General features: G+C 71.2%; 21 protein-coding genes. 9 read left to right on the top strand and 12 right to left on the bottom strand.

Annotated features, from left to right (window positions below):
- Positions 1-10: 10 nt before the first annotated feature.
- Together ACFO0C_RS12965 and ACFO0C_RS12960 are read right to left on the bottom strand one after the other, a co-directional pair.
- Entirely contained in the window at positions 11-520 is a 510-nt protein-coding gene (locus ACFO0C_RS12965) for a phospholipase (protein WP_378066833.1), read from the bottom strand.
- A 104-nt stretch (positions 521-624) separates the two neighbouring features.
- On the bottom strand, positions 625-921 hold the full coding sequence (locus tag ACFO0C_RS12960) for a hypothetical protein (protein WP_378066832.1): 297 nt from the start codon (positions 919-921) through the stop codon (positions 625-627).
- A gap of 169 nt (positions 922-1,090) precedes the next feature.
- Between ACFO0C_RS12960 and ACFO0C_RS12955 the strand changes: the two genes are divergently transcribed.
- The 4 genes from ACFO0C_RS12955 to ACFO0C_RS12940 all read left to right on the top strand — a co-directional run bounded on the left by ACFO0C_RS12955 (position 1,091) and on the right by ACFO0C_RS12940 (position 8,206).
- On the top strand, positions 1,091-5,569 hold the full coding sequence (locus ACFO0C_RS12955) for a glycoside hydrolase family 2 TIM barrel-domain containing protein (protein ID WP_378066831.1): 4,479 nt from the start codon (positions 1,091-1,093) through the stop codon (positions 5,567-5,569).
- Positions 5,570-5,653: 84 nt separating this feature from the next.
- On the top strand, positions 5,654-7,297 hold the full coding sequence (locus tag ACFO0C_RS12950) for a PP2C family protein-serine/threonine phosphatase (protein WP_378066830.1): 1,644 nt from the start codon (positions 5,654-5,656) through the stop codon (positions 7,295-7,297).
- Positions 7,290-7,688: a response regulator gene (locus ACFO0C_RS12945; RefSeq protein ID WP_378066829.1), complete on the top strand. Its 399-nt coding sequence runs from the start codon at positions 7,290-7,292 to the stop codon at positions 7,686-7,688. The genes ACFO0C_RS12950 and ACFO0C_RS12945 overlap by 8 nt, the downstream gene beginning before the upstream one ends.
- Positions 7,689-7,774: 86 nt before the next feature.
- Complete coding sequence (locus ACFO0C_RS12940; RefSeq protein WP_378066828.1) at positions 7,775-8,206, top strand: hypothetical protein; 432 nt, start codon at positions 7,775-7,777, stop codon at positions 8,204-8,206.
- A 7-nt stretch (positions 8,207-8,213) separates the two neighbouring features.
- Here ACFO0C_RS12940 and ACFO0C_RS12935 read toward each other — a convergent pair whose 3' ends face one another.
- From ACFO0C_RS12935 to ACFO0C_RS12915, 5 genes are all read right to left on the bottom strand, one after another.
- Entirely contained in the window at positions 8,214-10,415 is a 2,202-nt protein-coding gene (locus ACFO0C_RS12935) for an ATP-binding protein (protein ID WP_378066827.1), read from the bottom strand.
- Between the two features lie 26 nt (positions 10,416-10,441).
- Complete coding sequence (locus ACFO0C_RS12930) at positions 10,442-11,101, bottom strand: AbfB domain-containing protein (RefSeq protein WP_378066826.1); 660 nt, start codon at positions 11,099-11,101, stop codon at positions 10,442-10,444.
- Positions 11,102-11,163: 62 nt separating this feature from the next.
- A complete protein-coding gene (locus ACFO0C_RS12925; RefSeq protein ID WP_378066825.1) occupies positions 11,164-11,784 on the bottom strand; it encodes a VOC family protein in 621 nt (206 codons plus the stop codon).
- The gene (locus tag ACFO0C_RS12920) at positions 11,781-12,455 is read right to left on the bottom strand and encodes a hypothetical protein (protein ID WP_378066824.1); all 675 of its coding nucleotides are present in this window, start codon (positions 12,453-12,455) and stop codon (positions 11,781-11,783) included. The genes ACFO0C_RS12925 and ACFO0C_RS12920 overlap by 4 nt, the downstream gene beginning before the upstream one ends.
- A gap of 135 nt (positions 12,456-12,590) precedes the next feature.
- On the bottom strand, positions 12,591-13,616 hold the full coding sequence (locus ACFO0C_RS12915; protein WP_378066823.1) for a cation diffusion facilitator family transporter: 1,026 nt from the start codon (positions 13,614-13,616) through the stop codon (positions 12,591-12,593).
- Between the two features lie 195 nt (positions 13,617-13,811).
- Here ACFO0C_RS12915 and ACFO0C_RS12910 point away from each other — a divergent pair, with 195 nt between their 5' ends.
- Positions 13,812-14,261, top strand: a complete 450-nt coding sequence (locus ACFO0C_RS12910) for a lamin tail domain-containing protein (protein WP_378066822.1) — start codon at positions 13,812-13,814, stop codon at positions 14,259-14,261.
- A gap of 39 nt (positions 14,262-14,300) precedes the next feature.
- Here the strand turns inward: ACFO0C_RS12910 and ACFO0C_RS12905 are convergent, their stop codons facing one another.
- Complete coding sequence (locus ACFO0C_RS12905) at positions 14,301-14,474, bottom strand: CsbD family protein (protein WP_378066821.1); 174 nt, start codon at positions 14,472-14,474, stop codon at positions 14,301-14,303.
- Between the two features lie 182 nt (positions 14,475-14,656).
- On the opposite strand from ACFO0C_RS12905, the gene ACFO0C_RS12900 reads away from it, so the two are divergent.
- Positions 14,657-16,198 carry a serine/threonine-protein kinase gene (locus ACFO0C_RS12900; RefSeq protein WP_378066820.1) on the top strand — a complete coding sequence of 514 codons (1,542 nt, stop codon included), beginning with the start codon at positions 14,657-14,659 and terminating at the stop codon, positions 16,196-16,198.
- Between the two features lie 111 nt (positions 16,199-16,309).
- On the opposite strand, the gene ACFO0C_RS12895 is transcribed toward ACFO0C_RS12900, so the two are convergent.
- The 3 genes from ACFO0C_RS12895 to ACFO0C_RS12885 form a co-directional block, all read right to left on the bottom strand.
- Positions 16,310-17,161: an NAD(P)-dependent oxidoreductase gene (locus tag ACFO0C_RS12895; protein WP_378066819.1), complete on the bottom strand. Its 852-nt coding sequence runs from the start codon at positions 17,159-17,161 to the stop codon at positions 16,310-16,312.
- 22 nt (positions 17,162-17,183) lie between these two features.
- Positions 17,184-17,570, bottom strand: coding sequence for a hypothetical protein (locus tag ACFO0C_RS12890; protein ID WP_378066818.1), 387 nt, complete (start codon positions 17,568-17,570; stop codon positions 17,184-17,186).
- Between the two features lie 79 nt (positions 17,571-17,649).
- Positions 17,650-18,594 (bottom strand): GlxA family transcriptional regulator, encoded by a 945-nt coding sequence (locus tag ACFO0C_RS12885; RefSeq protein WP_378066817.1) that lies wholly within the window; start codon positions 18,592-18,594, stop codon positions 17,650-17,652.
- A gap of 72 nt (positions 18,595-18,666) precedes the next feature.
- On the opposite strand from ACFO0C_RS12885, the gene ACFO0C_RS12880 reads away from it, so the two are divergent.
- Positions 18,667-19,878 carry an MFS transporter gene (locus tag ACFO0C_RS12880; protein WP_378066816.1) on the top strand — a complete coding sequence of 404 codons (1,212 nt, stop codon included), beginning with the start codon at positions 18,667-18,669 and terminating at the stop codon, positions 19,876-19,878.
- A gap of 78 nt (positions 19,879-19,956) precedes the next feature.
- Here the strand turns inward: ACFO0C_RS12880 and ACFO0C_RS12875 are convergent, their stop codons facing one another.
- Entirely contained in the window at positions 19,957-20,175 is a 219-nt protein-coding gene (locus ACFO0C_RS12875) for a hypothetical protein (protein WP_378066815.1), read from the bottom strand.
- Between the two features lie 17 nt (positions 20,176-20,192).
- Here ACFO0C_RS12875 and ACFO0C_RS12870 point away from each other — a divergent pair, with 17 nt between their 5' ends.
- Together ACFO0C_RS12870 and ACFO0C_RS12865 are read left to right on the top strand one after the other, a co-directional pair.
- A complete protein-coding gene (locus tag ACFO0C_RS12870) occupies positions 20,193-21,107 on the top strand; it encodes an FAD:protein FMN transferase (RefSeq protein WP_378066814.1) in 915 nt (304 codons plus the stop codon).
- Entirely contained in the window at positions 21,104-21,688 is a 585-nt protein-coding gene (locus ACFO0C_RS12865) for a ferric reductase-like transmembrane domain-containing protein (RefSeq protein WP_378066813.1), read from the top strand. The genes ACFO0C_RS12870 and ACFO0C_RS12865 overlap by 4 nt, the downstream gene beginning before the upstream one ends.
- The last annotated feature ends 31 nt before the right edge of the window (positions 21,689-21,719 follow it).

Raw genomic sequence — 21,719 nt, 5'->3', positions numbered from 1 at the left:
CCGGGCCGGATCAGATCAGGTCGGCCGCGGCGCGTACGTCGGCCGGGTCTACCTCCGCGAGTGAGCCGAAGATCGACACCGCCTGGTAGTAGGTCCAGGCGAGGCTGGTGCAGGCCGGGCGGACCGCGGCCGAGTAGGTGGCGCACTTGCGCTTGAGGTCCTCGTAGAACGCCGAGTCCAGGCGGCTCTTGTTGGCGCTGAACGCGCCCACCGCCTTGTAGTTGCGGTAACCGAAGTCGTGGCGGTAGCAGGCCAGGGTGAAGTCGAAGCCCAGCGGGTTGTCCGGGCTGGACGAGCAGTAGTCGGTGCTCCAGTCGAAGCCGTACGCCGACCAGGCGCCCTGGTTCTGCCGGGCCGCGTTCCAGCTGTTGTAGCCGCTCACGCTGGTCTGGGTGAAGGTGGACAGGGCGGCGAGCTTCTCGGCGGGGGTGACGGCGTGGGCGGGTGCGGCGGTGCCGAGCAGGGCCGCGGTGGTGAGAGCCAGGGCGAGCAGGATACGGCGGACGGGTGTGGTGGACATCCGGAACTCCTAACCGACGGTGAACGCGAGTCGATCCTGGTGTCCCTTTCTGGCCGCCGGCCGATCAGCAAATTGCCGGTCGTCGATATGTTGTGGAACGGTGCTCAGAGGCGCAGGTCCTCGCCGATCGGGTCGAGTTCGAAGGTGAGCAGGCCCTTGCGGACCGCCTCGAACCCGTTCACGATCTCGTCGGCCTGCTCCCGGGTGTCCACGTCGAGGAAGAGCACGACGCCGGGGGTCTCGCCGGTCTTGATCGCGACCTCGACCACCACCCGGTGGCGGACCAGGTCCCATGCCGCCGCGGAGACGGCGTTCTCCTGGAAGAACGTGGTGAGCTGCTCGGTTGTCACGCCCGCTCCGGGGCGCGAGTTGGCCATGTAGCGCATGTCTCCCATGCTCACGAGCCCACGATGGGGCTGTCGTCATCCGCCACGGGCGATACCGCCGGAAGGCATCGACCCGGTTCCATGTCGGGTAACTCTGTTGTAACGTCGCAATCGCTTCGAACATGTTCAGTTCTGGTCGAACATGTTGCGAGTCTGATCGTCGTGCCGTCGGAGGGATACCGGTATGTGGCGGATCGTGAGTGCGATCGTGGCGGTTCTCCTCGGGTTCCTGACCGTTCCGGGCTCGGCCGCGCAGGCGGCGGCCGGACCACAGAACGCCGAGGACGTGTACCGCTACCTGGAGAATCCGCGGATGACCGGCGAGGGCCAGGAAGCGCCGCACGCCGACCTGCGGCCCTACGGTGACATCGCCACCGCGACCCGCGACGCCACCGAGCACAGCGCCCGGTCGCCGTACGTGGCGAGCCTCAACGGCGGCTGGCGGATGAAACTGTTCGACACCCCGGAGGACGTGCCGGCCGGCTTCTTCGCGACCGGTTTCGACGCCGCGAACTGGCCGACCGTCACGGTGCCGCACACCTGGCAGTCCGACTTCGCCGACCACCCGATGTTCCGCAACATCCCCGAGGAGATCTGGCCGGACAGCCCGCCGTCCGTGCCGAAGGACATCAACCCGACCGGCGCCTACCTCAAGACCTTCGATGTGCCGAAGAACTGGGCCGGCGGCCGCGAGTTCCTCCGCTTCGAGGGCGTGACCAGCGGATACTTCGTCTGGGTCAACGGCGTCTATGCGGGGTACGACCAGGGCGGCTACACCCCGGCCGAGTTCGACGTCACCGCCCTGCTCAAGCCGGGGCGCAACACCGTCGCCGTGCAGGTGCACCGCTGGGGTGCCGGCGCCTACCTCGAGGACTTCGACCAGTGGCGGTACAGCGGCATCTTCCGTGACGTCCAGCTGTACCGCACCGAACCCGTGCGGCTGCGGGACGCGTACATCACGACCGATTTTGATCCTGATTTTCGCGATGCGACGCTGAGCGCACGGATCGACCTGGCCGGCGCCGCCCACGAGGGCTACACCGTGCGCGGCACGCTGCGTGACGCCTCCGGCCGGACCGTCGTCACCATGAGCGAGAAGGCGGACCAGGACCGGGTCACCCTGACCACGCCGGTCGCGAGCCCGGCGCAGTGGTCGGCCGAGGACCCGAACCTCTACACCCTCGGCCTGGAGCTGCTGACACCCGACGGCCGGGCCGCGCACATCACCGCGCAGACGGTCGGGTTCCGCGAGATCGAGATCCGCGACAAGCAGCTCCTCGTCAACGGCGAGCGGATCATGATCAAGGGCGTGAACCGGGCCGAGACCGACCCGGACACCGGCCGTCACGTCACCCGCGACGCGCAGCGTGACGACGTGTTCCTGATGAAACGCCTGCACATCAACGCGGTCCGCACCTCCCACTACCCGTCCGACCCGTACTTCTACGACCTGGCGAACCGCTACGGCCTCTACGTCGACGACGAGGTCGACATCGAGACGCACTCGCGGGAGAACTGCCCCAGCGTCTGCCTGGCGTCGAAACCGGAGTGGCAGGCCGCGTTCGCCGACCGCTTCCAGGCGATGGTGGCCCGCGACAAGAACCACCCCAGCGTCCTGCTCTGGGACACCGGCAACGAGGCCGGCCTCGGCACCGCCCACTACGCGATGGCCGAGTGGGCCGACGCCAACGAGCCGACCCGCCCGCTCTACCACCAGTCCAACTCACCCGACGGCGACGCCCCGTTCGCCGACGTCAGCGGCCCCCGCTACCCGACACCCGCCTCGGTGGAGAACAAGGCCAGGACCGGATCGAAACCGATCATCATGGGGGAGTACGCCCACGCGATGGGCAACAGCATGGGCAACTTCGACGAGTTCTGGGCGATCGCCCGCCGCGAACCGTCGATGCAGGGCGGATTCGTCTGGGACTGGGCCGAGCAGGACCTGCGGCAGCCGCTGATCCTCACCCCCGACTCGTCGAAGAACCGCATCCAGACGTTCCTCGTCGGCAAACCCACCTTCACCGAGGGCCACCGCGGCCGGGCGATCAGCCTGTCCAGCCTCGACGACTTCGTCGACGTCTTCCGCGACCGCCGCCTCGACCTCACCGAGCGGGTCACCCTCGACGCCTGGGTCAAGCCCGGCGAGTGGGCGGGCAGCTTCCCGATCGTCACGAAGGGCCGTGCCTACGCCCTCCAGATGCGCGACCAGGACACCCTCGAATTCGCCATCGGCGACACGTTCGCCGCCGCCGACGTGCCTGCCGACTGGTACGGGCAGTGGCACCGCGTCACCGGCGCCTACGACGGCACCGCGATGCGCCTGGAGATCGACGGCACCACGGTCGCGACGACGGCCCGGACCGGGGCGATCGATCCCGGGCTCTACGAGGTCAACATCGGCCGCAACGCCGAGACCCAGCAGGACGACCTCAAGGTACGCACCGGGCGCGGCCTGATCGACGACGTGCGTATCCACGGCACCGGACCCGACCCGGTCCTCGCCCTCGACTTCGACACCTCGCAGCGCCGCGGCGACTTCCTCAGCCTCGGCCTGAGCCTGTCCGGCACCGACGGCATGATCCGCTCCGACCGCACGCTCCAGCCCGAGACCGAGGAGGTGGCCTGGGCCCATTCACCGATCCGGATCACCTCCGCCGACGGGACCTCCGGCCGGGTGCGCGTGCTCAACGAACAGCCCGCCGGCACCCTGACACTGCGCCTGACCTGGACGCTGACCGAGATCGACCGGCGGCTGCGCGGCGGCACCCGCGACGTCACGCTGGCGCCCGGCCAGAGCATCGACCTCGACCTGGGTGCGGCACCGGCCAACCCGCACGACCGCGAGCGGTGGCTGACCGTGTCCGCAGCGACCGTGCGGGACCTGCCGTGGGCGAAACGCGGCTGGGTCGTCGCCCGCGAACAGTTCGCCGCCGGAGGCCGGGTCGTCCCCGGCATCCTGCCCGCCGTCGCCCGGACCGCGCCGCGGCTGGAGGAGAAAGCGGGCACGATCACCGTCCGTGGCAAGGGCTGGCGCTACCGGTTCGTCGGCGGCGCGCTCACGTCACTGACCGCCGACGGGCGCGAACTGCTCCAGGCCGGGCCGGAACTCGACGTCCACCAGCCGCCGACCAGCAACGAGACGTACGGCTGGGGCACCGCCGACCGCAACATCTGGCACGAGGTCGGTCTGGACCGGCTCGCCACCACCGTCGAGGACGTCAGCACGTCCGTCGACGGCGACCAGGCGATCGTCACGGTCCGTAGCACCGCCGCCGCACCCGGGCTGGCCGATGTCTTCGCCGTCGGCCAGACGCTGACCTACCGCATCGACGGCAACGGCACGATCACCCTCGACCACCGGGTCCAGGCCCGCGGCAGCCGCGCCGGATCGCTGCCCTACCTGCCGCGGGTCGGCGTCAAGGTCAAGGTGCCGGCCGCGCTCGACGACTTCACCTGGTACGGCACCGGCCCGCACGAGACCTACAACGACCGGGTCAGCGCCGCCACCGTCGGCGTCTGGCACAGCACCGTCGACGACGAATACGTGCCCTACGCCCGCCCGCAGGCCAACGGCAACCACACCGGCACCCGCTGGGCTGCCGTCACCGACGGTCACCGTGCGGGACTGCTCGTCGGCAGCCCGACCGGCGCCGACCTCGACGTCAGCGTCAGCCGCTACGACGACCTCGACCGCGCCGAGTACGCCCACCAGCTGCCCTTCGTCCGCAACGACGGGTGGGTGACGCTGCACGCGGCCACCGGCGAGACCGGCATGGGCGAGACGCCGAACTCGGTCCTCACCCCCTACCGGCTGTCACCGACCGCGGCCTACGACTACTCGCTGGTGCTCCGGCCCCTCGACGACGGCCGCCTGCCCGCCTCGGACACGGCCGCGCCCTGCCCGCCCGACATCGCCCTCACCGCCGACACCACCACCGCGACGGTACGGGTCGACGCGCGCTGTGCCGCACCCCTGCGGGACGTGACCGCCACCCTGGACGTTCCGGACGGCTGGCAGGTCAGCCCGTCGTCGGTGCCGCTCGGCTCGGTCACCGCCGGGACCCCCGCGACGGCCACGTTCGCGATCACCGTCCCGGCCGGGACCGACTGGGGCCGGCACACGATCACCGCCACCGTGGAATCCGACAACGGGTACCGCAGCACCGTGACCGCGGAGGCCGTCGTCCGTACCCCGCTGCCCGAAGGATCATCCTGGGTCAGCGACCTGCCGTTCACCGAGACGCAGAACGGGTGGGGACCGGTCGAACGCGACCGCAGCAACGCCGAACAGCCCGCCGGCGACGGACGGCCGCTCACCATCGGCGGCACCGTCTACGACAAGGGCCTCGGTGCCCACGCCGTCTCCACGGTGGTGATCGACCTGACCGGCCGCGGCTGCACCGCGTTCCGCGCCGACGTCGGCGTCGACGACGAGATGGGCAACTCCGGTTCGGTCGGGTTCGAGGTGTGGGTCGACGGCGTGCTCAAGGCGTCATCCGGCCGACTGACCGGCTCGGCGTCCGCCCAGCCCATCGAGGCCGACGTGACCGGCGGCACCCGCCTGGAACTCCGGATCACCGACGGCGGGGACGGCGTCGGTGCCGACCACGGCGACTGGGCGGCGGCCCGCCTGCTCTGCACGCCGCCCTCCTTGCGGTGACGGACGGCCTACTCCGTTTACGCTGATCACGTCCTGGCGATATAGACAGGACGTGGTCGGCTGAGACGAGGAGGGTGACCGGCGGTGGCGGAGGCCGATCTGGGGTGGGCCGCGACACTGCACCGCATGTGGACCTCCGTCGGGCGGATCAGCGCACGTGACGAGCTCGCCCAGCTGATCCTGCCGCCGCTGCAGGCGCTGCCCGGCGTGGTCGCCGTGTGGGGGCTGCGGCACGGGCCCGGCGACAGTGTTCTCGAATACCGGTGGACCGGGGTTCCGCTGGAAGGCGCCAATCGGGAACTGGCCCGGGCGGTCGCCTCCGGCCGTACCCCGGAAGGGTTGTCGGATCTCGGGTTCGCCGAGGTGATCCGGGACCGTTTCGACCTCGCCGGGGAGGCCGCCGGCAGCATCCTCGTCGCCGTCGACGAGACAGCCGACGTGCCGGTGATCCGTGCCTGCCTCGGCCAGGTGATCGAGGTGACCCGGGAAGCGATCCGCCTGCTCGGGCAACGCCGGGCCGAACACGCGCAACAGACCCGCGACGCGCTGCTCGCCGAGGCGTCGCTGCAGATGGACGCGGTCCTCGACACGACCCAGACGATGCGGCGGGTGCCGCGGATGGCCGTTCCGGCGATCGCCGAGGGCTGCCTCGTGTACGTGATCGAGGAAGGCCGGCCGGTGCTGCGCAGCTCGGTGCACGTCGACATGCGCAGGCTGTCCGCCCTGCTCGGCGACCCGGCCGCCGTCGACCACCTGAACCACCTGGTCGGCCGTACGGTCGCCGGCGTTGCCGCCCCGCCGGCCGACACCGCGCTGCTGTCGACACGGGCCGTCGACCTGCAGCCGCTGCACGCCCGGGGCGAGGTCGTCGGCGCGCTCGTCTTCCTGTTCGACCGGGAGGCCGCCGCCATCCCGCCGTCCGCCTTCCTGCGCGACCTGGCGTCACGGGCGGCACTGGCGATCGACAACGGCACCCGGTACGAGCGGCGGCGCCAGGACGTCGTCACCATGCAGCAGCATCTGCTGCCGACCCGGCTGCCCCACGTCGACGGGCTGGAGATCGCCGCCGCCTACCTGGTCGGCGACCGGATCCTCGAGGTCGGCGGCGACTTCTACGACGTGGTGTCCGGCGCCGGCGGCAGCGTCGCGGCGCTGGTCGGCGACGTCTGCGGCCGTGGCGTCGACGCCGCCGCACTGACCGGCATGGCCCGGCACACCCTCGCCGCGCTGCTCCAGGAGGGCGCCACCCCGGTCCGGGCCATGACCAGGCTCAACGCGCGGCTGCGCCTCGACGGGTCGTGGCGGTTCGTCACCGCCGGCGTCGCCCGACTCGACCCCACCGGCGACGGTGGCGTCGCCGTCGCCTGGGTGTCGGCCGGACATCCCGCCCCGGTCGTGCTGCGCGAGCTGACCGGCCCCGAGCGCGCCACCGGCGGCGGATCCCCGCTCGGGGTGCTCGCCGAACCCCGGATCGGTGAGTCCCGGCTGGTCCTGACGCCCGGCGACACGCTGATCCTGTTCACCGACGGCCTGACCGAGAGCCGCGACGCGAACGGTCAGATGTTCGAGGACCACGCCTTGGGCGAGACCCTCGACCGGCTCCGCGGCCGCCCCCTGGACGCACTCGTGCACGAACTGAGCAGGGCCTCCGCCACCTTCGGCGGGCCCAGGACCGACGACATCGCGGTCCTGGCCATCCGCGTCGCCAAGGAGCAGCCCGATGAGTGAACTGATCTTCGTGGTCGAGGACAGCGACGAGGACGTCGAAGCCATCGAACGGGCCATCAGCCGGTCACATCCGGGTCTGCGGCGAGAGTTCCACCGATCCGGCGCCGACGTGCTGGCAGCCCTCACCGACCCGCTGCGGGAACGACCATGGCTCGTCCTGCTCGACCTCAACATGTCCGGCGAGAGCGGCCTCGACGTGATCCGGTCCGTCCGGGCCCACCCCGACCTCGACGAACTGCGGATCGTCGTCTTCACCTCGTCGGAGGACCAGGCCGAGGCCGACGCCTGCCACGCCGCCGGCGCGGACAGTTACGTCTACAAACCGCTGAACTTCGCCCTCTTCCAGAGCGTGCTCAGCCAGACCCTCGACTACTGGAAGTCGCGGCGGTGAATCGGTGAGGGGTCGGCGATCCCTCAACCGGCTCGGCTCCGATCCGATGGGTTCGGTCCCACCGGCAACCGAGGGAGCGACCCGTCATGATCCGTGAGATGCTTGCCGCCGGCGCCACCGGACTCGCCGCCTCTCTCGCGCTGGCGAGCGCCGCGAGCGCCGGAGCGACCGTGACGAAGAGTTTCGGGCACGCCTACGGCGAATACGGGAACTACGCGGCCGATTTCAAGGTCGTTAACTTCGGGGACCGGGCCGACCTGTACGCCACCTCGTACAACAACTCGGGTGGATACACCGAATGCTGGGCGGACGCTGTCACCGGGAGCAAGGGCAAGGGCAAGATCGCCCGCAAGCTGGGGATGATGCGGGTGACGGACGCGCAGGACTTCAAGATCAGAAAGTCGGTGAATCTCGGCCGGGGAACCTACCGGGTCCGGGTGACGTGCGTGACCTCCTCCGACATGTACCCGGAGGACATCGTCACGATGTACAGCAAGGCGTTCCGGCTGTCCGAGTGAACCGTCATCACGATAGGTCGCGGCCCCGTGAGGGGAACGTGGCGCGGATCGTCACGCCGCCGCCGGGGGAGTCCTCCGCCCAGACCTGACCGCCGTGCCGCTCCACGATCCGCCGCACGATCGCCAGGCCCGCGCCCGAACCGTCGAACCCGGCGGTCGCCGGATGCAGCCGCCGGAACAGCTGGAACGCCTGCTCCCGCAGATGCGGCGGCATGCCGATGCCGTTGTCCCGGACCACCAGCTCCGCGCCGCCGCCACTGACCGACACCCGCCGCCGCTCGGCCGGACCCGCATACTTCGCGGCGTTCACCAGCAGGTTCACCAGCACCTGATCGAACAGCACCGGGTCGGCCGTCACCGTCGAACCCGGCTCCGGCCACTCCACCGTCACCCCGGCGTCGTGCAACCGCGGCCCCGCGACCTCCAGCGCCTTCCCCACCGCCTCCCGCAGATCCAGGGCCTGCCGGTTCAGCTCGGTACGCCCCAGCCGCGAATAGTAGAGAAGAGCATTGAGCAGCTCGTCCATCCGCGCGGCCAGCCGCTGGATCGACGCCAGCCGCCGGGCCGTCACCTCGTCGAGACTGCCGGCCGCGTCCTCCGTGATGAACGTCGCCGTGTTCGCTATACCGCGCAACGGCTCCTTCAGATCGTGGGCGGCCGCATGCGCGAACGAATCCAGATCGACGTTGCTGCGGTTCAACTCCACATTCAGCGCCGACAACCGCCGGGCGTGCGCCACCGCCACCCCGACCACGGCCCGGCCCACCTCGACCGCCATCGCCAGATCGTTCGCCGACCACGGCAGGCTCCGCCCGCGCACCGACGCCAGGAACACCGCCGTCGACCCACGCGGCGTCAACCGGCTGCCGTGCGGGCCCAGCGTCACCGGCTCGTCCGGGTCGATCGCCCAGCGGCGCGACACCGTCCGCTCCCCGCGCAGCCACACGATCAGGTCGCCGTCCGGCCCCGACGGCAGCACCAGCGCCCCGGACAGTGCCGGAGAGCGGCCGGCCAGCACCGGCAGATCCTCACCGAGACGGTCGCTGTGCCACAACGACCCCGGCGGCGGCACCGGCACCGCTTTCAGCAGCTCCTCCACCAGCTCATGACCCGGGTCGGCGCCGTGCACCGTCACCCGGCCCTCGGCACGGATCAGCACCGCGTCGCAGACGATCACCCCGGCCATGCCGTCCGGATCCAGCGGCCACGCCTGCTCCGGGCCGGCCGACGCGCTTTCCAGCAGACGGGCGATCAACGTCCGTGAACGGTCCCGAGCGGCCGCCTCGTCACGCTCCCGCAACGCGGCCAGATGCAGCGACAACGCCACACCGAAGAACTCGCATGCCGCCCTGACCTGGGGGTTCAGCGTAGTGATGGACCGGCCGTGACAGGCGATCAGCCCCCACAGCCCGCCGGAGAGCAACGACACCGACATCGACGACCGCACGCCGATGTTCCTCAAATACTCCAGATGGAACGGCGACACCGTGCGCAGCACCGACATCGACAGATCCAGCGGACCGGACAGGCGGGCCGTCTCGTCGTCGACGTCGGCGATCACCCGGATCCAGTTGCGCTCGTAGAGCCGCCGGGCCTGCGGCGGGATGTCGGTCGCCGGGAACCACAGGCCCAGCCACGGCTCCCAGTCGTCGGCCACGTCCTCGGCGATCACCTCACCCGGCCCGTCCAGACTCTCGAACCGGTAGGCGACCACCCGCTCATAACCCGTGATGGCCCGGACCTCACGCACCGCGGCCCGGCACGCCTCCACCACCGTGCCCGCCATCTGCAGCCGCATCAGCGCCTGCCGGATCGGCGTGTAGATCGCCGGGAAGTCGCGGGCCTCACCGGCCGGCTCGAACTCCAGCACCAGCATGTCGTCGGACCGGTGCACGGTCACGTCGAACCGGACCGCACCCGCCTCCGGCGTCGTCGTCACCGGCATCATCGCGGTCTGGCCGGTGTCGGCGTCAGCCAGATCCTCCAGGGCGGCCAGCTGCGTGGCGTCGACCAGCCGGGTCACCGGCCCGCCGGCCAGAGCGGCCAAACCGAGCATGCGCTCCGCGTTAGCACTGGTCACGGTGATCTGCCCGGCCCGGATCGCGACCAGGGCACCATACGACTGGACACCGCCGAGCAGATGGATCGGCTCCTGCACGCACGCCGTCAGGTCGAAGCCGCCGCCGACCTCACGCTCGGCCGCGGCCACCCGCTCCGGAAGCCAGCCCTGGGTACTCAGGACGGCACCTGCACCATGAAGGAGCTGCCGGTGGCGGACTCATCGGCCTTGTCGATGTAGAGCGAGTCGTCATCGCGCTGGCGCACCACGAACTCAGGGTAGTTCTTCGAACGCAGCCTGAGCGTGCCGACGTCGGTGCCGGCCTCCTGACAGAACGTGGCGTCGGCCCGGAACAGCTCCGAGTCGTCGGAGGTGTCGAACCGCAGCCGGTAGTCGAAATGCCGCAGGTAACGCCCATCCTCCAGCCGGAACGAGAAGCAGGTGTCGTCGCCCAGGCCGGCACTCACCGTCAGGGTCGCCGGGTCGGCGGGGGACATCTTCGCGAACTCGCCGTTGGCCGTCAGATAGGTGTTCTCGTCGCCGAGCGGGGACAGCAGCCACGAACCGACCGCGAGCTGCGGTTTCTGCGAGACGGTCGCCTCCGGCGTCGGCGCCTGCGCGGCGGTCGTGGTGGGTGCGGCGACCGCCGGCTTGTCCGTACCGCCGCCGGTGCTGCTCCACGCCGCGTAACCGAGAACGAGCACGGCGATCACTCCCGCGCCGACACCGATGGTCAGGGCCCGGGACAGCCGGTCCGGGCCGGCCTTCGTCACGTCCGCGCCGCCGCGCCCGTAGACGGTGCCGGACTGGCGCGGGCCTGGGGCCTGGTCGGTCATCGATGGTTTCCTTTCGCTCGCGGAAGCATTGCCTCCCGGGGCCGAAGGTTACCGGGCGTCGATCACGGCTCCCAGTAGACCTCCACGCGCCATCCGTCCGGGTCGAGACATTTCAGCGACACCAGGTCGGGCTCGTCGTCGAACTCGATCACATCGACGCCCGCAGCGAGCAGCCGGCCGTGCAGCTCCCGCACCGCCTCGGCCGACACCGCGGCGAACCCGAAATGCAGGAACTCCACAGCGGGCGCGAGCGCAGTGCCCAGGTGCCGCGGCGCGGCCGCGTGCCCGATCGTGGTGATCGGCGGTGGGGGTGTGGTGCCGGGTCCGGTCAGGCCTGCGGGAGGTGGCGGCGGGGTGGTGGTGATCGGCGGTGGGGGTGTGGTGCCGAGTCCGGTCGGGCCTGCGGGGAGTGGTGGCGGGTTGGTGGTGATGGGCGGTGGGGGTACGGTGCCGAGTCCGAGCGGGCCGGTGGGGAGTGGTTGCGTGGTCGTGGTGGCGGCGGATGCAGGCGTCGCCGCGGCGACCGGGTGCAGGGCCAGGTCGAAACCGTCGGCGTTGCGGACGATCACGGTGCCGTCCGGATAGGGCGTCGCGGTCGCCGGGTCGAAACCGAACCATCGGGCGTAGAAGGCCAGGCTGCGGTCGTGATCACGCACCGGCAGGCCGAGGTGGCGCAGCCTCATCGCCGGCCCACGGTGGCCTCGGCGGCGGCCAGCAGCTCACGCCACGCCCCGAACGGGAACTTGCTGCCGGGCCGGCGGACACTGTAGAGATCACGGTCGCCGCCGGCCGGCTCGGACTGGTCGACGGCCCAGTCGCCGTTGGCGTCGCGCTGCCAGGTGATGCCGTGGCGGCGGCCGTCGGCCTTGCGCAGCCACGTGCTCGTGCGCGGCCACCAGGGCGCCCCGGGTGGGGGCGTGCCGAACGCGGCATCCATCAGCGGGGTGATCGCCTCGACGTCGTCGCTCGCGTCGAGGACCACGAAACGGGCGGTCAGCGCCAGGACCGGGCCCGGATGGGCCAGTGTGGGGTCGAGGACGGCGGCGGCGCGGGCGATCAGGTCGAGCTCGGCCCAGCGGAGCGTGTCGGGATGCCAGTGGGCCTGATCATCCCACCCGATCTCCAGCACCTCGTCGTCGCCTGGCCCGCGCAACCCGAGGTCGATCATGTCGAGGCCGCTGTCGATGTCGAGGACCAGCGCATGGCCGCCGCCGACAGCGAACTCCACGATGATCGACTCATCCGCCATGTCGTCATCGTCATCGTCGCCGGTGTCGGCACCGTCGTCGAAGAAGTAGGCCCGCCAGAAGCTCGGATCGTCGAGGCGGGTCTTGAGCGTGGCGGGAAGCGGCATGCGAGGCACATTAGCCCGCGGGTACGACGAATTTCCGGCCCGCCGTCGCCCAGGCACGCTTTCCGGTGGTCGTAACCGGTCTGGGCGACGGCCGGCGACATCTCGGCCTTCGCCCCGGGCGGGCGCGTGTGGCGGTCAGGCGGGTGTCGGATGGTGGTGGGCCCGGCGGGCGTGGGAGAGGTCCGTGTGGTGGCCGGGGCCGGGGTGGCTGTCCGGGTCGACGTGGACGGTGGCCGAGGTCAGGCGCGGGACGTGGTGGGTGAGCTGGTGCTCGGCGTCGGCGGCGATCTCGTGGGCGGCCAGCAGTGTCAGGCGGGCGTCGACGACGATGCCGGCCTCGGCGTGCAGGGCGTGGCCTATCCAGCGCAACCGCAGGCCGGACACGTCGCGGACGCCGTTGATCTCGCGTAGGTGCTGCTCGGCGTGGTCGACCAGCTGTGGGTCGACCCGGTCCATCAGGCGGTGGTAGACCTGGCGGGCCGCGTCCTTGAGGACGAACAGGATCGCCACGGTGATCGCGATCCCGACGACCGGGTCGGCCCAGCCCCAGCCCAGCCAGGCTCCGGCCGCGGCCAGGACGACGGCCAGGGAGGTGAACCCGTCGGTCCGCGCGTGCAGCCCGTCGGCGACCAGGGCCGCCGAGCCGATCCGCCGGCCGACCGCGATGCGGTAGCGGGCGACGACCTCGTTGCCGGCGAAACCGGTCAGCCCGGCCGCGAACACCCACGGGAGATGGCTGATGTCGCGCGGGGCCAGCAGCCGGTCGACGGCGAACCAGGCCGACGCGACGGCGGAGGCGGCGATCACGGCGACGATCACGACACCGGCGAGGTCCTCGGCGCGGCCGAACCCATAGGTGTACGCCCGGGTCGCGGCCCGCCTGCCGAGCCAGAACGCGATGCCCAGCGGCACGGCGGTGAGCGCGTCGGCGACGTTGTGCACGGTGTCGCCGAGCAGTGCCACCGAACCGGACATCACCACGATGACGGCCTGCACCGCGGCGGTGACCCCGAGCCCGGCCAGGGAGATCCACAACGCCCGCAGGCCCTCTCGGGAGGACTCCAGAGCGCTGTCGACCTTGTCGGCGGTGTCGTGCGAATGCGGCGTCAGCAGATGCCGGAGACCATGCCGGTGCGGGTGGTGGTGCTCATGCTCGGACACGTCGTCACCCTACGCCCGGCACTAGCGGTGCGACAACCCCGCAACTGCCAATGAGCTGCAAGAACACAACCTTGCCGATTGTCGTAGGCCCCCGGGGGACGAACCCGAAGGCGTGACATTCGTGGGTTACTGTCCGAATTCACAGGTCTTGCCGGAAGAATGCGGCTTTCCGCTCAATGCCCGACAGGAGATCGTATGCTTCGCCAACTGCCCGGGGTCGTCACCGCCGTCCTCGGGGCTGGACTGTCCGTGGCCGCGCCCGCCCAGGCGGCCGCCCCGGCGCTGCGGTTCCAGAGTGTCCAGTACGACTCGCCGGGTAAGGACGACCGCTCCAACGGGAGCCTCAACGCCGAGTGGATCGCCCTGGTCAACACCGGCGCCACCAGCGTGAACCTGAAAGGCTGGCGGGTCGACGACGCGGTACGCACCTACACCTTCGACAACGTCACCATCGCCGGGCGGGGCGGTGTCGTCTACCTGCACACCGGGAAGGGCACCGACACGGCCACCCACCGGTACTGGAACTCCGGCAACTACGTGTGGAACAACACCGGCGACACGGCCACCCTGCGCAACCGGGCCGGCGCGGTCCATGACACCTGCACGTGGGGGTACTCGTCCGGCCGTACCACCGTGGCCTGTTGAAAGACGGTGGCCCGNNNCCCGGCCGTCCCACCGTGGTCGTCAGGAACGGAAGACGTCCTTGATCTTCTCGCCGGCCTGCTTGAGGTTCGCCGCCTTCTGATCGGTCTTGCCCTCGGCCTCCAGGCGCTCGTCGTCGGTCGCCTTGCCGACGCCCTCCTTGACCTTGCCGCCGATCTCCTCGGCCTTGTTGTCGACCTTGTCATCGAAAGCCATCGGACACCTCCAGATCACGGATGTACGTCTCTCTCATACCCGTGGATCCGAAGCCCAATCCGTCAGTCACCCGGCAGGCGTGCCCGGATCGCCGCGCGGTCCGCCGGCGGACTCCGAGGCGCTGGTTGTGCTCATGGTGATCGATTGAGCACAATGGGTGCTCGCTCGTCCTGGAGGCGTCCATGTCGCGACCGGCGAAGCTGGGGCCGCACGATCAGCCGTCGATCGGGCCGTACACGCTGCTCGCCCGCCTCGGGCGGGGCGGGCAGGGCGAGGTCTACCTCGCCGCTGACGCCGACGGCAACCGGGTCGCAGTCAAGGTCCTGCGTGTCGACTGGGACCCGAGCGGAGTGCTCCGGCGCAACCTCGACCGGGAACTCGTCAACGCGCGCAAGGTCGCCCAGTTCGTCACGGCCAAGGTGCTCGACTTCGACGTCGTCGGCGACCAGCCGTACATCGTCAGCGAGTACATCGAAGGGCTCACCCTCGCCGAGCACGTGCGGGAGCAGGGGCCACTCAAGGACAGCGAGCTGCTGCAGGTGGCGATGCAGGCGCTCACCGCGCTGGAAGCCATCCATCAGGCCGGGATCATCCACTGCGACTTCAAGCCGGCCAACATCATCCTCGGGCACGGCGGGGCCCGGGTGATCGATTTCGGGATCGCTCAGACACTGGACACCACGCACCGGGTCGGCGAGATCGCCGGGAGCTTTCCTTACATGGCGCCGGAGCAACTCGCCAACGATCCGCTGACGTCGGCGGTCGACCTGTTCGCGTGGGGGTCGACGATGGTCTTCGCGGCCACCGGCGAGCAGGCGTTCCCGGGGGACAACCGGGAGCAGGTGGCGCACGCGATCCTGAACCGGCCGCCCCGGCTCGACGGTGTCGAGGAGCCGCTGCTCACCAGTCTGCGGGCCTGCCTGCTCAAGGATCCGGACCGCCGGCCGACCGCGGCACAGGCACGCAAACTGCTCTTCGGACGGCGGGCCAAACCGGTCGCGCGGCCGGTCAAGGCGATACCGCCGACCCGGGTGGAGACTCCGATCGCGGCCCCGATCGCTACGCCGGTCGCGGTGGCACCGGTCGCCTCGCCCTCGCCCTCGCCCTCGCTCTCGCCATCGCCATCGCCATCGCCGGAGAGTGTGAACACCGGGAAGGCGCTGGCCGCGCTGGTGGGGGCGGTGGTGGTCGGGGCGGTCGTGATCTGGGCAATGCCCGGTTTGTCCGACGGGTCCAGCGGTTCGACAGCCGCCACGTCCACTCCGGCGCCCGCTTCCACCACGGTGGCGCTGCCGCTCCGGAAGCAGTACGAGGCACTGTGGCCCGACGACAGCTGTGCGAAGATCGGCGCGAAATCCGGCCAGCGGGTCCTCGACAAATGCCCGCTGACCGATGGAACCACCCTTTACTGCGCCGAATGGGCCAACGCGACGGTCATGGCGGAATCTGCCAGGAACCCGGGTTCAGGACCGATCGGTGAACTGGAGAGTAAAGGTGGCTGGCGCGACACGTGGTCCCACCAGGATTTCGGCCGGCACGGGGCTTTCTACAGCTACCGGTTGGTTGAGGATGGCAAGACTACCGGCTGGTCCATCTGGTGGCAGGACAGTACCGCGGCGATCTCGTGCTTCCTCCACGGGTCCGTCGGCAGCGAAAGCCTCCTGCTGGACAGCTTCGAAGCACAAGGCTTCCGGCGATCCGGGCCCGTGCCTTCCCGATCCTAGGACGCATCTGACCGATGAATGCGTGCGTGGGCCAACCTGCCGACCGGCGCCCTGTCGGCACCGCGCGCGCCATAGCGGCCGGCCGCGGGTTCGGTGACCGCTCGCTGATCCCTACGTCTGGCTCAGACCGTCGGCCACCTGATGTGCGGTGATGTCCCGGGGGACGGACTCAGGGTTGCCGGCGGCCAGCGGATGATCTGCCACATCCGACCACACCTCGGCGAACGCCTCGAACAACGCCGGTGTCAAACCCGTCATCGCCTGCGACTGCGCGATCTCCCGCATCTCCGCCACGTAACGGTGGGCCTTGGTGGAGGCGAGGGCGATCTCGTACGGCGTACCGAAGGAGGTGCCCAGGTCCTGCATGACCGGATCCAGCACACCGTGAGCGGCGGCGGAACGGACCGCCTGCGCCATCAGCCCCATCAAGCCTTTGTAGACCGAGGCGGTGGACATCTTCACCGCGCTCGCCGCCCCGATCCGATCGCCGACCACCACCGGCCGGGCGTGGGTCCAGCGCAAATCGGCGACCTCGGCGGCCCGCGGCCCGGACAGGTAGAGCGTCGCCCCGGGCCGGACGGTCGGCGGTGGCCCGGAGATCGACCCGTCCACGAAGCCGAACCCGGCGGCCGTGATCACCTGCGCCGACGCGGCGGCGGTCGCCGGGGACACCGCGTTCATGTCGGCGACCAGCGGCCGTGCGGTCACCGACGAGGCCAGCGCGGCGATCTCCCGGGCCGCGTCCACCGCGGCACCGGGCGGTGTGACGACGAGGACCACGCCGGACTCGGCCAGCACGTCGGCGGGCCGGGCAACGACCCGCAGCCCGGCGGCCTCGACCAGGCGCGCTGTACGCGCCGACCGGCCGGCCAGAGACGTGACGACCTCGTGGCCGCCCGCCCGCAACGCCCAGCCGAGCCCCGACCCCATGTGCCCGGCACCGATCAACCCCACGATCGCCATGCCGAAAACCTACTGGAGCCGGTCAGCCGCCCCACATGCGGCGGTTGTGTTCCTCCACGGCGCGGGACGCCGAGACGACACCGAGGACGAGGAAACCGATCCAGGTCAGGGGGCCGGTGATCCAGCCGATGAACACGAAGGTCAGCGCCGCGTTGATCCAGAAGAGGACCCAGAAGCTCACCATCATCACGACGCCCTGGGTGATCTTGCCCGCGTAGAGGGACCCGATCCCGAAGATCCCGAACAGGCCCGGCACCAGTTCGAGCGCGACCGCCGCACCCTGCGAACGCTGCTGCGGTGGCACCACGGGCACCACCGGCGGATACTGCGGCCCGTACTGCGGCGGCGGGTAGGAGGGCTGATGCGGCTGCTGGTAGGAGGGCGGCTGCCATCCGCTGGAACTGGTCACCCGGGCATGCTCCCATCGCGCGCCCGCCACCCTGTGCAGCCGAACGGACCGTGTCACTCCACCGAACCTCCGATGGTGATCAGGTGGTGCGGAACGCGTCCCGGTAGGCGGCGGGCGTGGTGTCGAGCGCGGCCCGGAACCGGCGGCGCAGGTTGACCGCCGACGACAGCCCGACACGCTGGGCGATGGCGCCGACCGGCAGGTCGGTCTCCTCCAGCAGCGCCCGGGTGGTGGCGATCCGCCGGTCGAGCAGCCAGCGGCCGGGGGAGACCCCCAGTTGGTCGGTGAAATGCCGCGTCAGCGTGCGCGGGGACAGCCCGGCACGGGCCGCCATCTCCTCGACCGTCAGCGGCCGGTGCAGGTGGGTGGTGATCCAGTCCAGCAGCGGGGCGAGCGAGTCCGGCACCGGGCCGGTGGTCGGCAGCCGGGGGAACTGCCGCTGGCTGCCCTCCCGGTGCGGTGCCGCGGCCAGCTGCCGGCCGATCCGCATCGCCAGGGCCGCGCCGTGCTCGCGCCGGACCTGGTGCAGGCAGAGGTCGACGGTCGTCGCCGAGGCGCCGGCGGTGGCCACGTCACCGTGGTCGACGTAGAGCACCGACGGATCGGACCGCATCAGCGGGTAGCGGACGGCCAGGTCGGCGGTCATCTCCCAATGGACGGCCGCTGCTCGCCCGTCGAGAAGGCCCAGACTCGCCGGAATGTGGACGCCCGAGCAGATCGCCACGATGCGGGCGCCACGCCGGTGGGCGGCGCGGACCGCCGCGCCGACCGCGGGCGAGACCTCCGGTCCGGCCGGCCAGCCGGGGATGATGACGGTGTCGGCGTCGGCGAGGGCCGCCAGGCCGCGGTCGACGATCAGATCAACCCCCAGGGTGGTACGGACGGCGCCCGGCCGTTCCGCACAGAGGGCGAACGCGTAGTGCCGTGGGATGTCCGGCCCGTGATCGCCGAAGACGGCGGACGCACTGGTCACCCGGTACATCTCCAGCGGCGGACTGACCAGGGCGACGACTCGGTGCGGCATGGCGCGAATGTACCCACCGGCGTCGTTCCGGGCGCCTGTGGGCGACGGCCGCGCCGCCGACAATGGGTGATCATGAATCCCGCTCTTCTCGGCGAGCAGCACGCTGCTCTGTGGACCAGGAACTTCACGCTGTTCTTCGGTGCCCGCACGGTGTCCCTGCTGGGTGACACGATGCTTCCGGTGGTGACGGCGCTGGCCGTCGGCGCCGTCTACGGGGTGTCCGGCGTCGGCTACGTGCTGGCCGTGTGGACGGCCCCGTTCGTGATCTTCGTGCTGCTCGGCGGGGTGTTCGCCGACCGGGTGGGCGCGCGCGCCATGATGGTCGGCGCCGACGTCGTCCGGGTCGTCACCCAGGGCGTGCTGGCCGTCGCGTTCCTCACCGGCACCCCGCCGTTCTGGCTGCTGCTGTCGACGTCGTTCCTGGCCGGGACGGCGGCCGCGATGTTCCAGCCCGGGGTGAACGGGATGGTGCCGCTGGTGGCCGCCGACCCGCAACGCGCCAACGGCACCCTGAAGATGGCCGACGCGGCCACCCAGGTCGCCGGCCCGGTTCTCGCCGGTGTGCTGATGGTGGTGTCCGGTGCCGGTGTCGTCTACGCCGTGGACGCGGCGACGTTCCTGCTCAGCGGCCTGTTCCTGGCTCTGGTCCGGCTGCCGGCACCGGTGCGGGCGGAGCGGCGGTCGACGGTTCGGCGGGACCTGCGGCGCGGCTGGTCGGAGTTCCGGTCCCGGGCCTGGATGTGGTCGGTGATCCTGATCTGGGTCGTCTTCGGCATCGTGGTCTTCGGACCCTACGTGCCACTGAGTTCCCGCCTGATCGGGGAGAGTCTCGGCGACGTCGCCTACGCGTGGGTGATGGCCGGGCTGGGCGCCGGTACGGTGCTCGGCGGGCTCGTCGCGATCCGGTTCCGTCCGGGGCACCCGCTCGCCGCGGGCGGGGTGGCGCTGTCCGGGTTCGCGTTCATCCCGCTGTCGGTGGCACTGGAACTGCCGTTGCCACTGGTGATGGCCGGTCACCTGGTGGGCGGGATGGCCTGGGCGTTCTGGTCGGTGATGTGGTCGACCAGTGTGCAGACACAGGTCGCTCCGGACGTCCTCAACCGGGTCACCGCGTACGAGGTGGCCGGTTCCGTGGCCGGTGTGGCGGTCGGGCAGGCGCTGGTGGGGCCGGTCGTCGGGATCGTCGACCCACGGGTGCTGCTGTTCGTGTCGGCCGGTGTCAGCGTCGCGGTGTGCGCGGCCCTGCTGCTCACCCCGGCCGTCCGCGGGCTGCGCCGGGTCTGACAGTGATCGCACAGGCGACGCAAAGGAGCCGGCGAGACTTCCCGCGCAGGCTTGCCCCCAGAACCGATCGAAGGGGGATCACATGCAGCGGGACATCGGGCGCAGGCGCGCCGCACTGGTGACCGGAGCGCTGGTCGTGGCGAGCCTGGCGACCGCCGTCGGGATCGGCGTCGCCGCGGAGGCGTCCGACTCCACGTCCACCTCCTCCACCTCCAGCACGTCCAGCTCGACGACGACCACCACGACGGACTCGCCGGTGATCTCCAGCGGCGACAGCGGCAGCAGCTCGCAGGCCACGTCGGGAGGTTCCTGAGATGCCGCTCGTCGAGACGCTGCCGGTCGGCGCGGACACCGCGCAGTGGCCGGTCTGGGGCACCGTCGCCCGCCTGGTCGTGACCGACCCGGCCCGGCGGGACGAGGCCGCCGACCTGCTGCGCGCCGAACTCACCGCCGTCGACGGGGCGTGCAGCCGGTTCCGGCCGGACTCCGAGATCCGTGACGTGTGCCGGGCCGGCGGACGGCCGATCGTGGTCAGCTCGCTGCTGGCCGAGCTGGTCGGCGCCGCCCTGGCCGCGGCCCGCGAGACCGGCGGCGCGGTCGACCCGACCGTCGGTGCGGCGCTCTGCGCTCTCGGCTACGACCGGGACTTCGAGCAGCTCGCCGGGCGGGTGTTCGGCGGTGGCGTCCGCGTCTTCCCGGCACCCGACTGGCGTGCCGTCCGGCTGCGGGACCGTGAACTGACCGTCCCGGACGGGGTGCTGCTCGATCTGGGCGCCACCGCCAAGGCGGTCGCCGCCGACCGGGCCGCCGCACGGATCGCCGACCTGCTGGACACGGGAGTGCTGGTCGCGCTCGGCGGGGACATCGCCACCGCGGGACCGGCGCCGGACGGCGGCTGGCAGGTGCTGGTCCAGGACCGGCCGGGCGACCCGTCCTGCACGATCCGGCTGCCGGCCGGCGCGGCCCTGGCGACCTCCAGCACCGCCGGGCGCACCTGGGGCCGGCCCGGTGAACTGCTGCACCACATCGTCGACCCGGCGACCGGCCGGCCCGCCCCGCGGGTCTGGCGGACGGTGTCGGTGGCGGCGTTCAGCTGCCTGCGGGCCAACACGCTGAGCACCGCCGCGATCGTCCGCGGGCACGGCGCCCGCGCCCTGCTGGCGGACATGCCGAGCCGTCTGGTCACCCCCGGCCTGCGGGTTGTCTGCGGCGGCGGGTGGCCGCGGTGAGCAGCGACGCGCTCTGGTACTTCGCCCGGGGCAGCGGTGTCGTCTCGCTGATCCTGCTGACCGTGGTGGTGGCGCTGGGCATCGGGGCACGGTCCGGGCGGCCGGCGTTCGGGCTGCCCCGCTTCGCGGTCAACCTGGTCCACCGCAACGCCGCCCTGCTCAGCGTGGTGTTCCTGGGTGCGCACGTGACCACGCTGCTGTTCGACGAGTACGCGAACCTGCGCGCCGTCGACCTGGTCGTCCCGTTCATCGGCAACTACAGCCCGTTCTGGCAGGGCCTCGGCACGGTCGCACTGGACCTGCTGCTGGCGATCGTGGTGACCAGCCTTCTCCGGCATCGGATCGGTGTCCGGGCGTGGCGGACCGTGCACTGGGCCGGCTACCTGAGCTGGCCGATCGCCCTCGCGCACGGACTCGGCGCGGGCAGCGACGCGGACACCTGGTGGCTGTGGACGATCTCGCTCGCGTGTCTGGCCGTCGTGGTCGCGGCGGTCGTATGGCGTACCTCCGCGGCCTTCGAAGCCCGGACGGACCGTGCCGTCCGCCGTGTCGAGCCTCGCCTCCGGGCCGGCATCCGTTGATCTTTCGACCGATCCTTCGACCTAGGAGAGC

The organism is Actinoplanes subglobosus (assembly GCF_042650585.1).
GTDB lineage: Bacteria > Actinomycetota > Actinomycetes > Mycobacteriales > Micromonosporaceae > Actinoplanes > Actinoplanes subglobosus.
The sequence above is the reverse complement of the archived record's forward strand: the minus strand, read 5'-3'. Positions and strand labels throughout refer to the sequence as shown.

What these genes read in the sequence shown, in the direction of transcription:
- ACFO0C_RS12955 (WP_378066831.1), top strand. Translation starts at nt 1,091, where the DNA reads ATGTGGCGGATCGTGAGTGCGATCGTGGCGGTTCTCCTCGGGTTCCTG.
- ACFO0C_RS12930 (WP_378066826.1), bottom strand. Translation starts at nt 11,101, where the DNA reads ATGACCGACCAGGCCCCAGGCCCGCGCCAGTCCGGCACCGTCTACGGG.
- ACFO0C_RS12965 (WP_378066833.1), bottom strand. Translation starts at nt 520, where the DNA reads ATGTCCACCACACCCGTCCGCCGTATCCTGCTCGCCCTGGCTCTCACC.
- ACFO0C_RS12920 (WP_378066824.1), bottom strand. Translation starts at nt 12,455, where the DNA reads ATGCCGCTTCCCGCCACGCTCAAGACCCGCCTCGACGATCCGAGCTTC.
- ACFO0C_RS12910 (WP_378066822.1), top strand. Translation starts at nt 13,812, where the DNA reads ATGCTTCGCCAACTGCCCGGGGTCGTCACCGCCGTCCTCGGGGCTGGA.
- ACFO0C_RS12945 (WP_378066829.1), top strand. Translation starts at nt 7,290, where the DNA reads ATGAGTGAACTGATCTTCGTGGTCGAGGACAGCGACGAGGACGTCGAA.
- ACFO0C_RS12895 (WP_378066819.1), bottom strand. Translation starts at nt 17,161, where the DNA reads ATGGCGATCGTGGGGTTGATCGGTGCCGGGCACATGGGGTCGGGGCTC.
- ACFO0C_RS12905 (WP_378066821.1), bottom strand. Translation starts at nt 14,474, where the DNA reads ATGGCTTTCGATGACAAGGTCGACAACAAGGCCGAGGAGATCGGCGGC.
- ACFO0C_RS12880 (WP_378066816.1), top strand. Translation starts at nt 18,667, where the DNA reads ATGAATCCCGCTCTTCTCGGCGAGCAGCACGCTGCTCTGTGGACCAGG.
- ACFO0C_RS12925 (WP_378066825.1), bottom strand. Translation starts at nt 11,784, where the DNA reads ATGAGGCTGCGCCACCTCGGCCTGCCGGTGCGTGATCACGACCGCAGC.
- ACFO0C_RS12900 (WP_378066820.1), top strand. Translation starts at nt 14,657, where the DNA reads ATGTCGCGACCGGCGAAGCTGGGGCCGCACGATCAGCCGTCGATCGGG.
- ACFO0C_RS12885 (WP_378066817.1), bottom strand. Translation starts at nt 18,594, where the DNA reads ATGCCGCACCGAGTCGTCGCCCTGGTCAGTCCGCCGCTGGAGATGTAC.
- ACFO0C_RS12870 (WP_378066814.1), top strand. Translation starts at nt 20,193, where the DNA reads ATGCCGCTCGTCGAGACGCTGCCGGTCGGCGCGGACACCGCGCAGTGG.
- ACFO0C_RS12940 (WP_378066828.1), top strand. Translation starts at nt 7,775, where the DNA reads ATGATCCGTGAGATGCTTGCCGCCGGCGCCACCGGACTCGCCGCCTCT.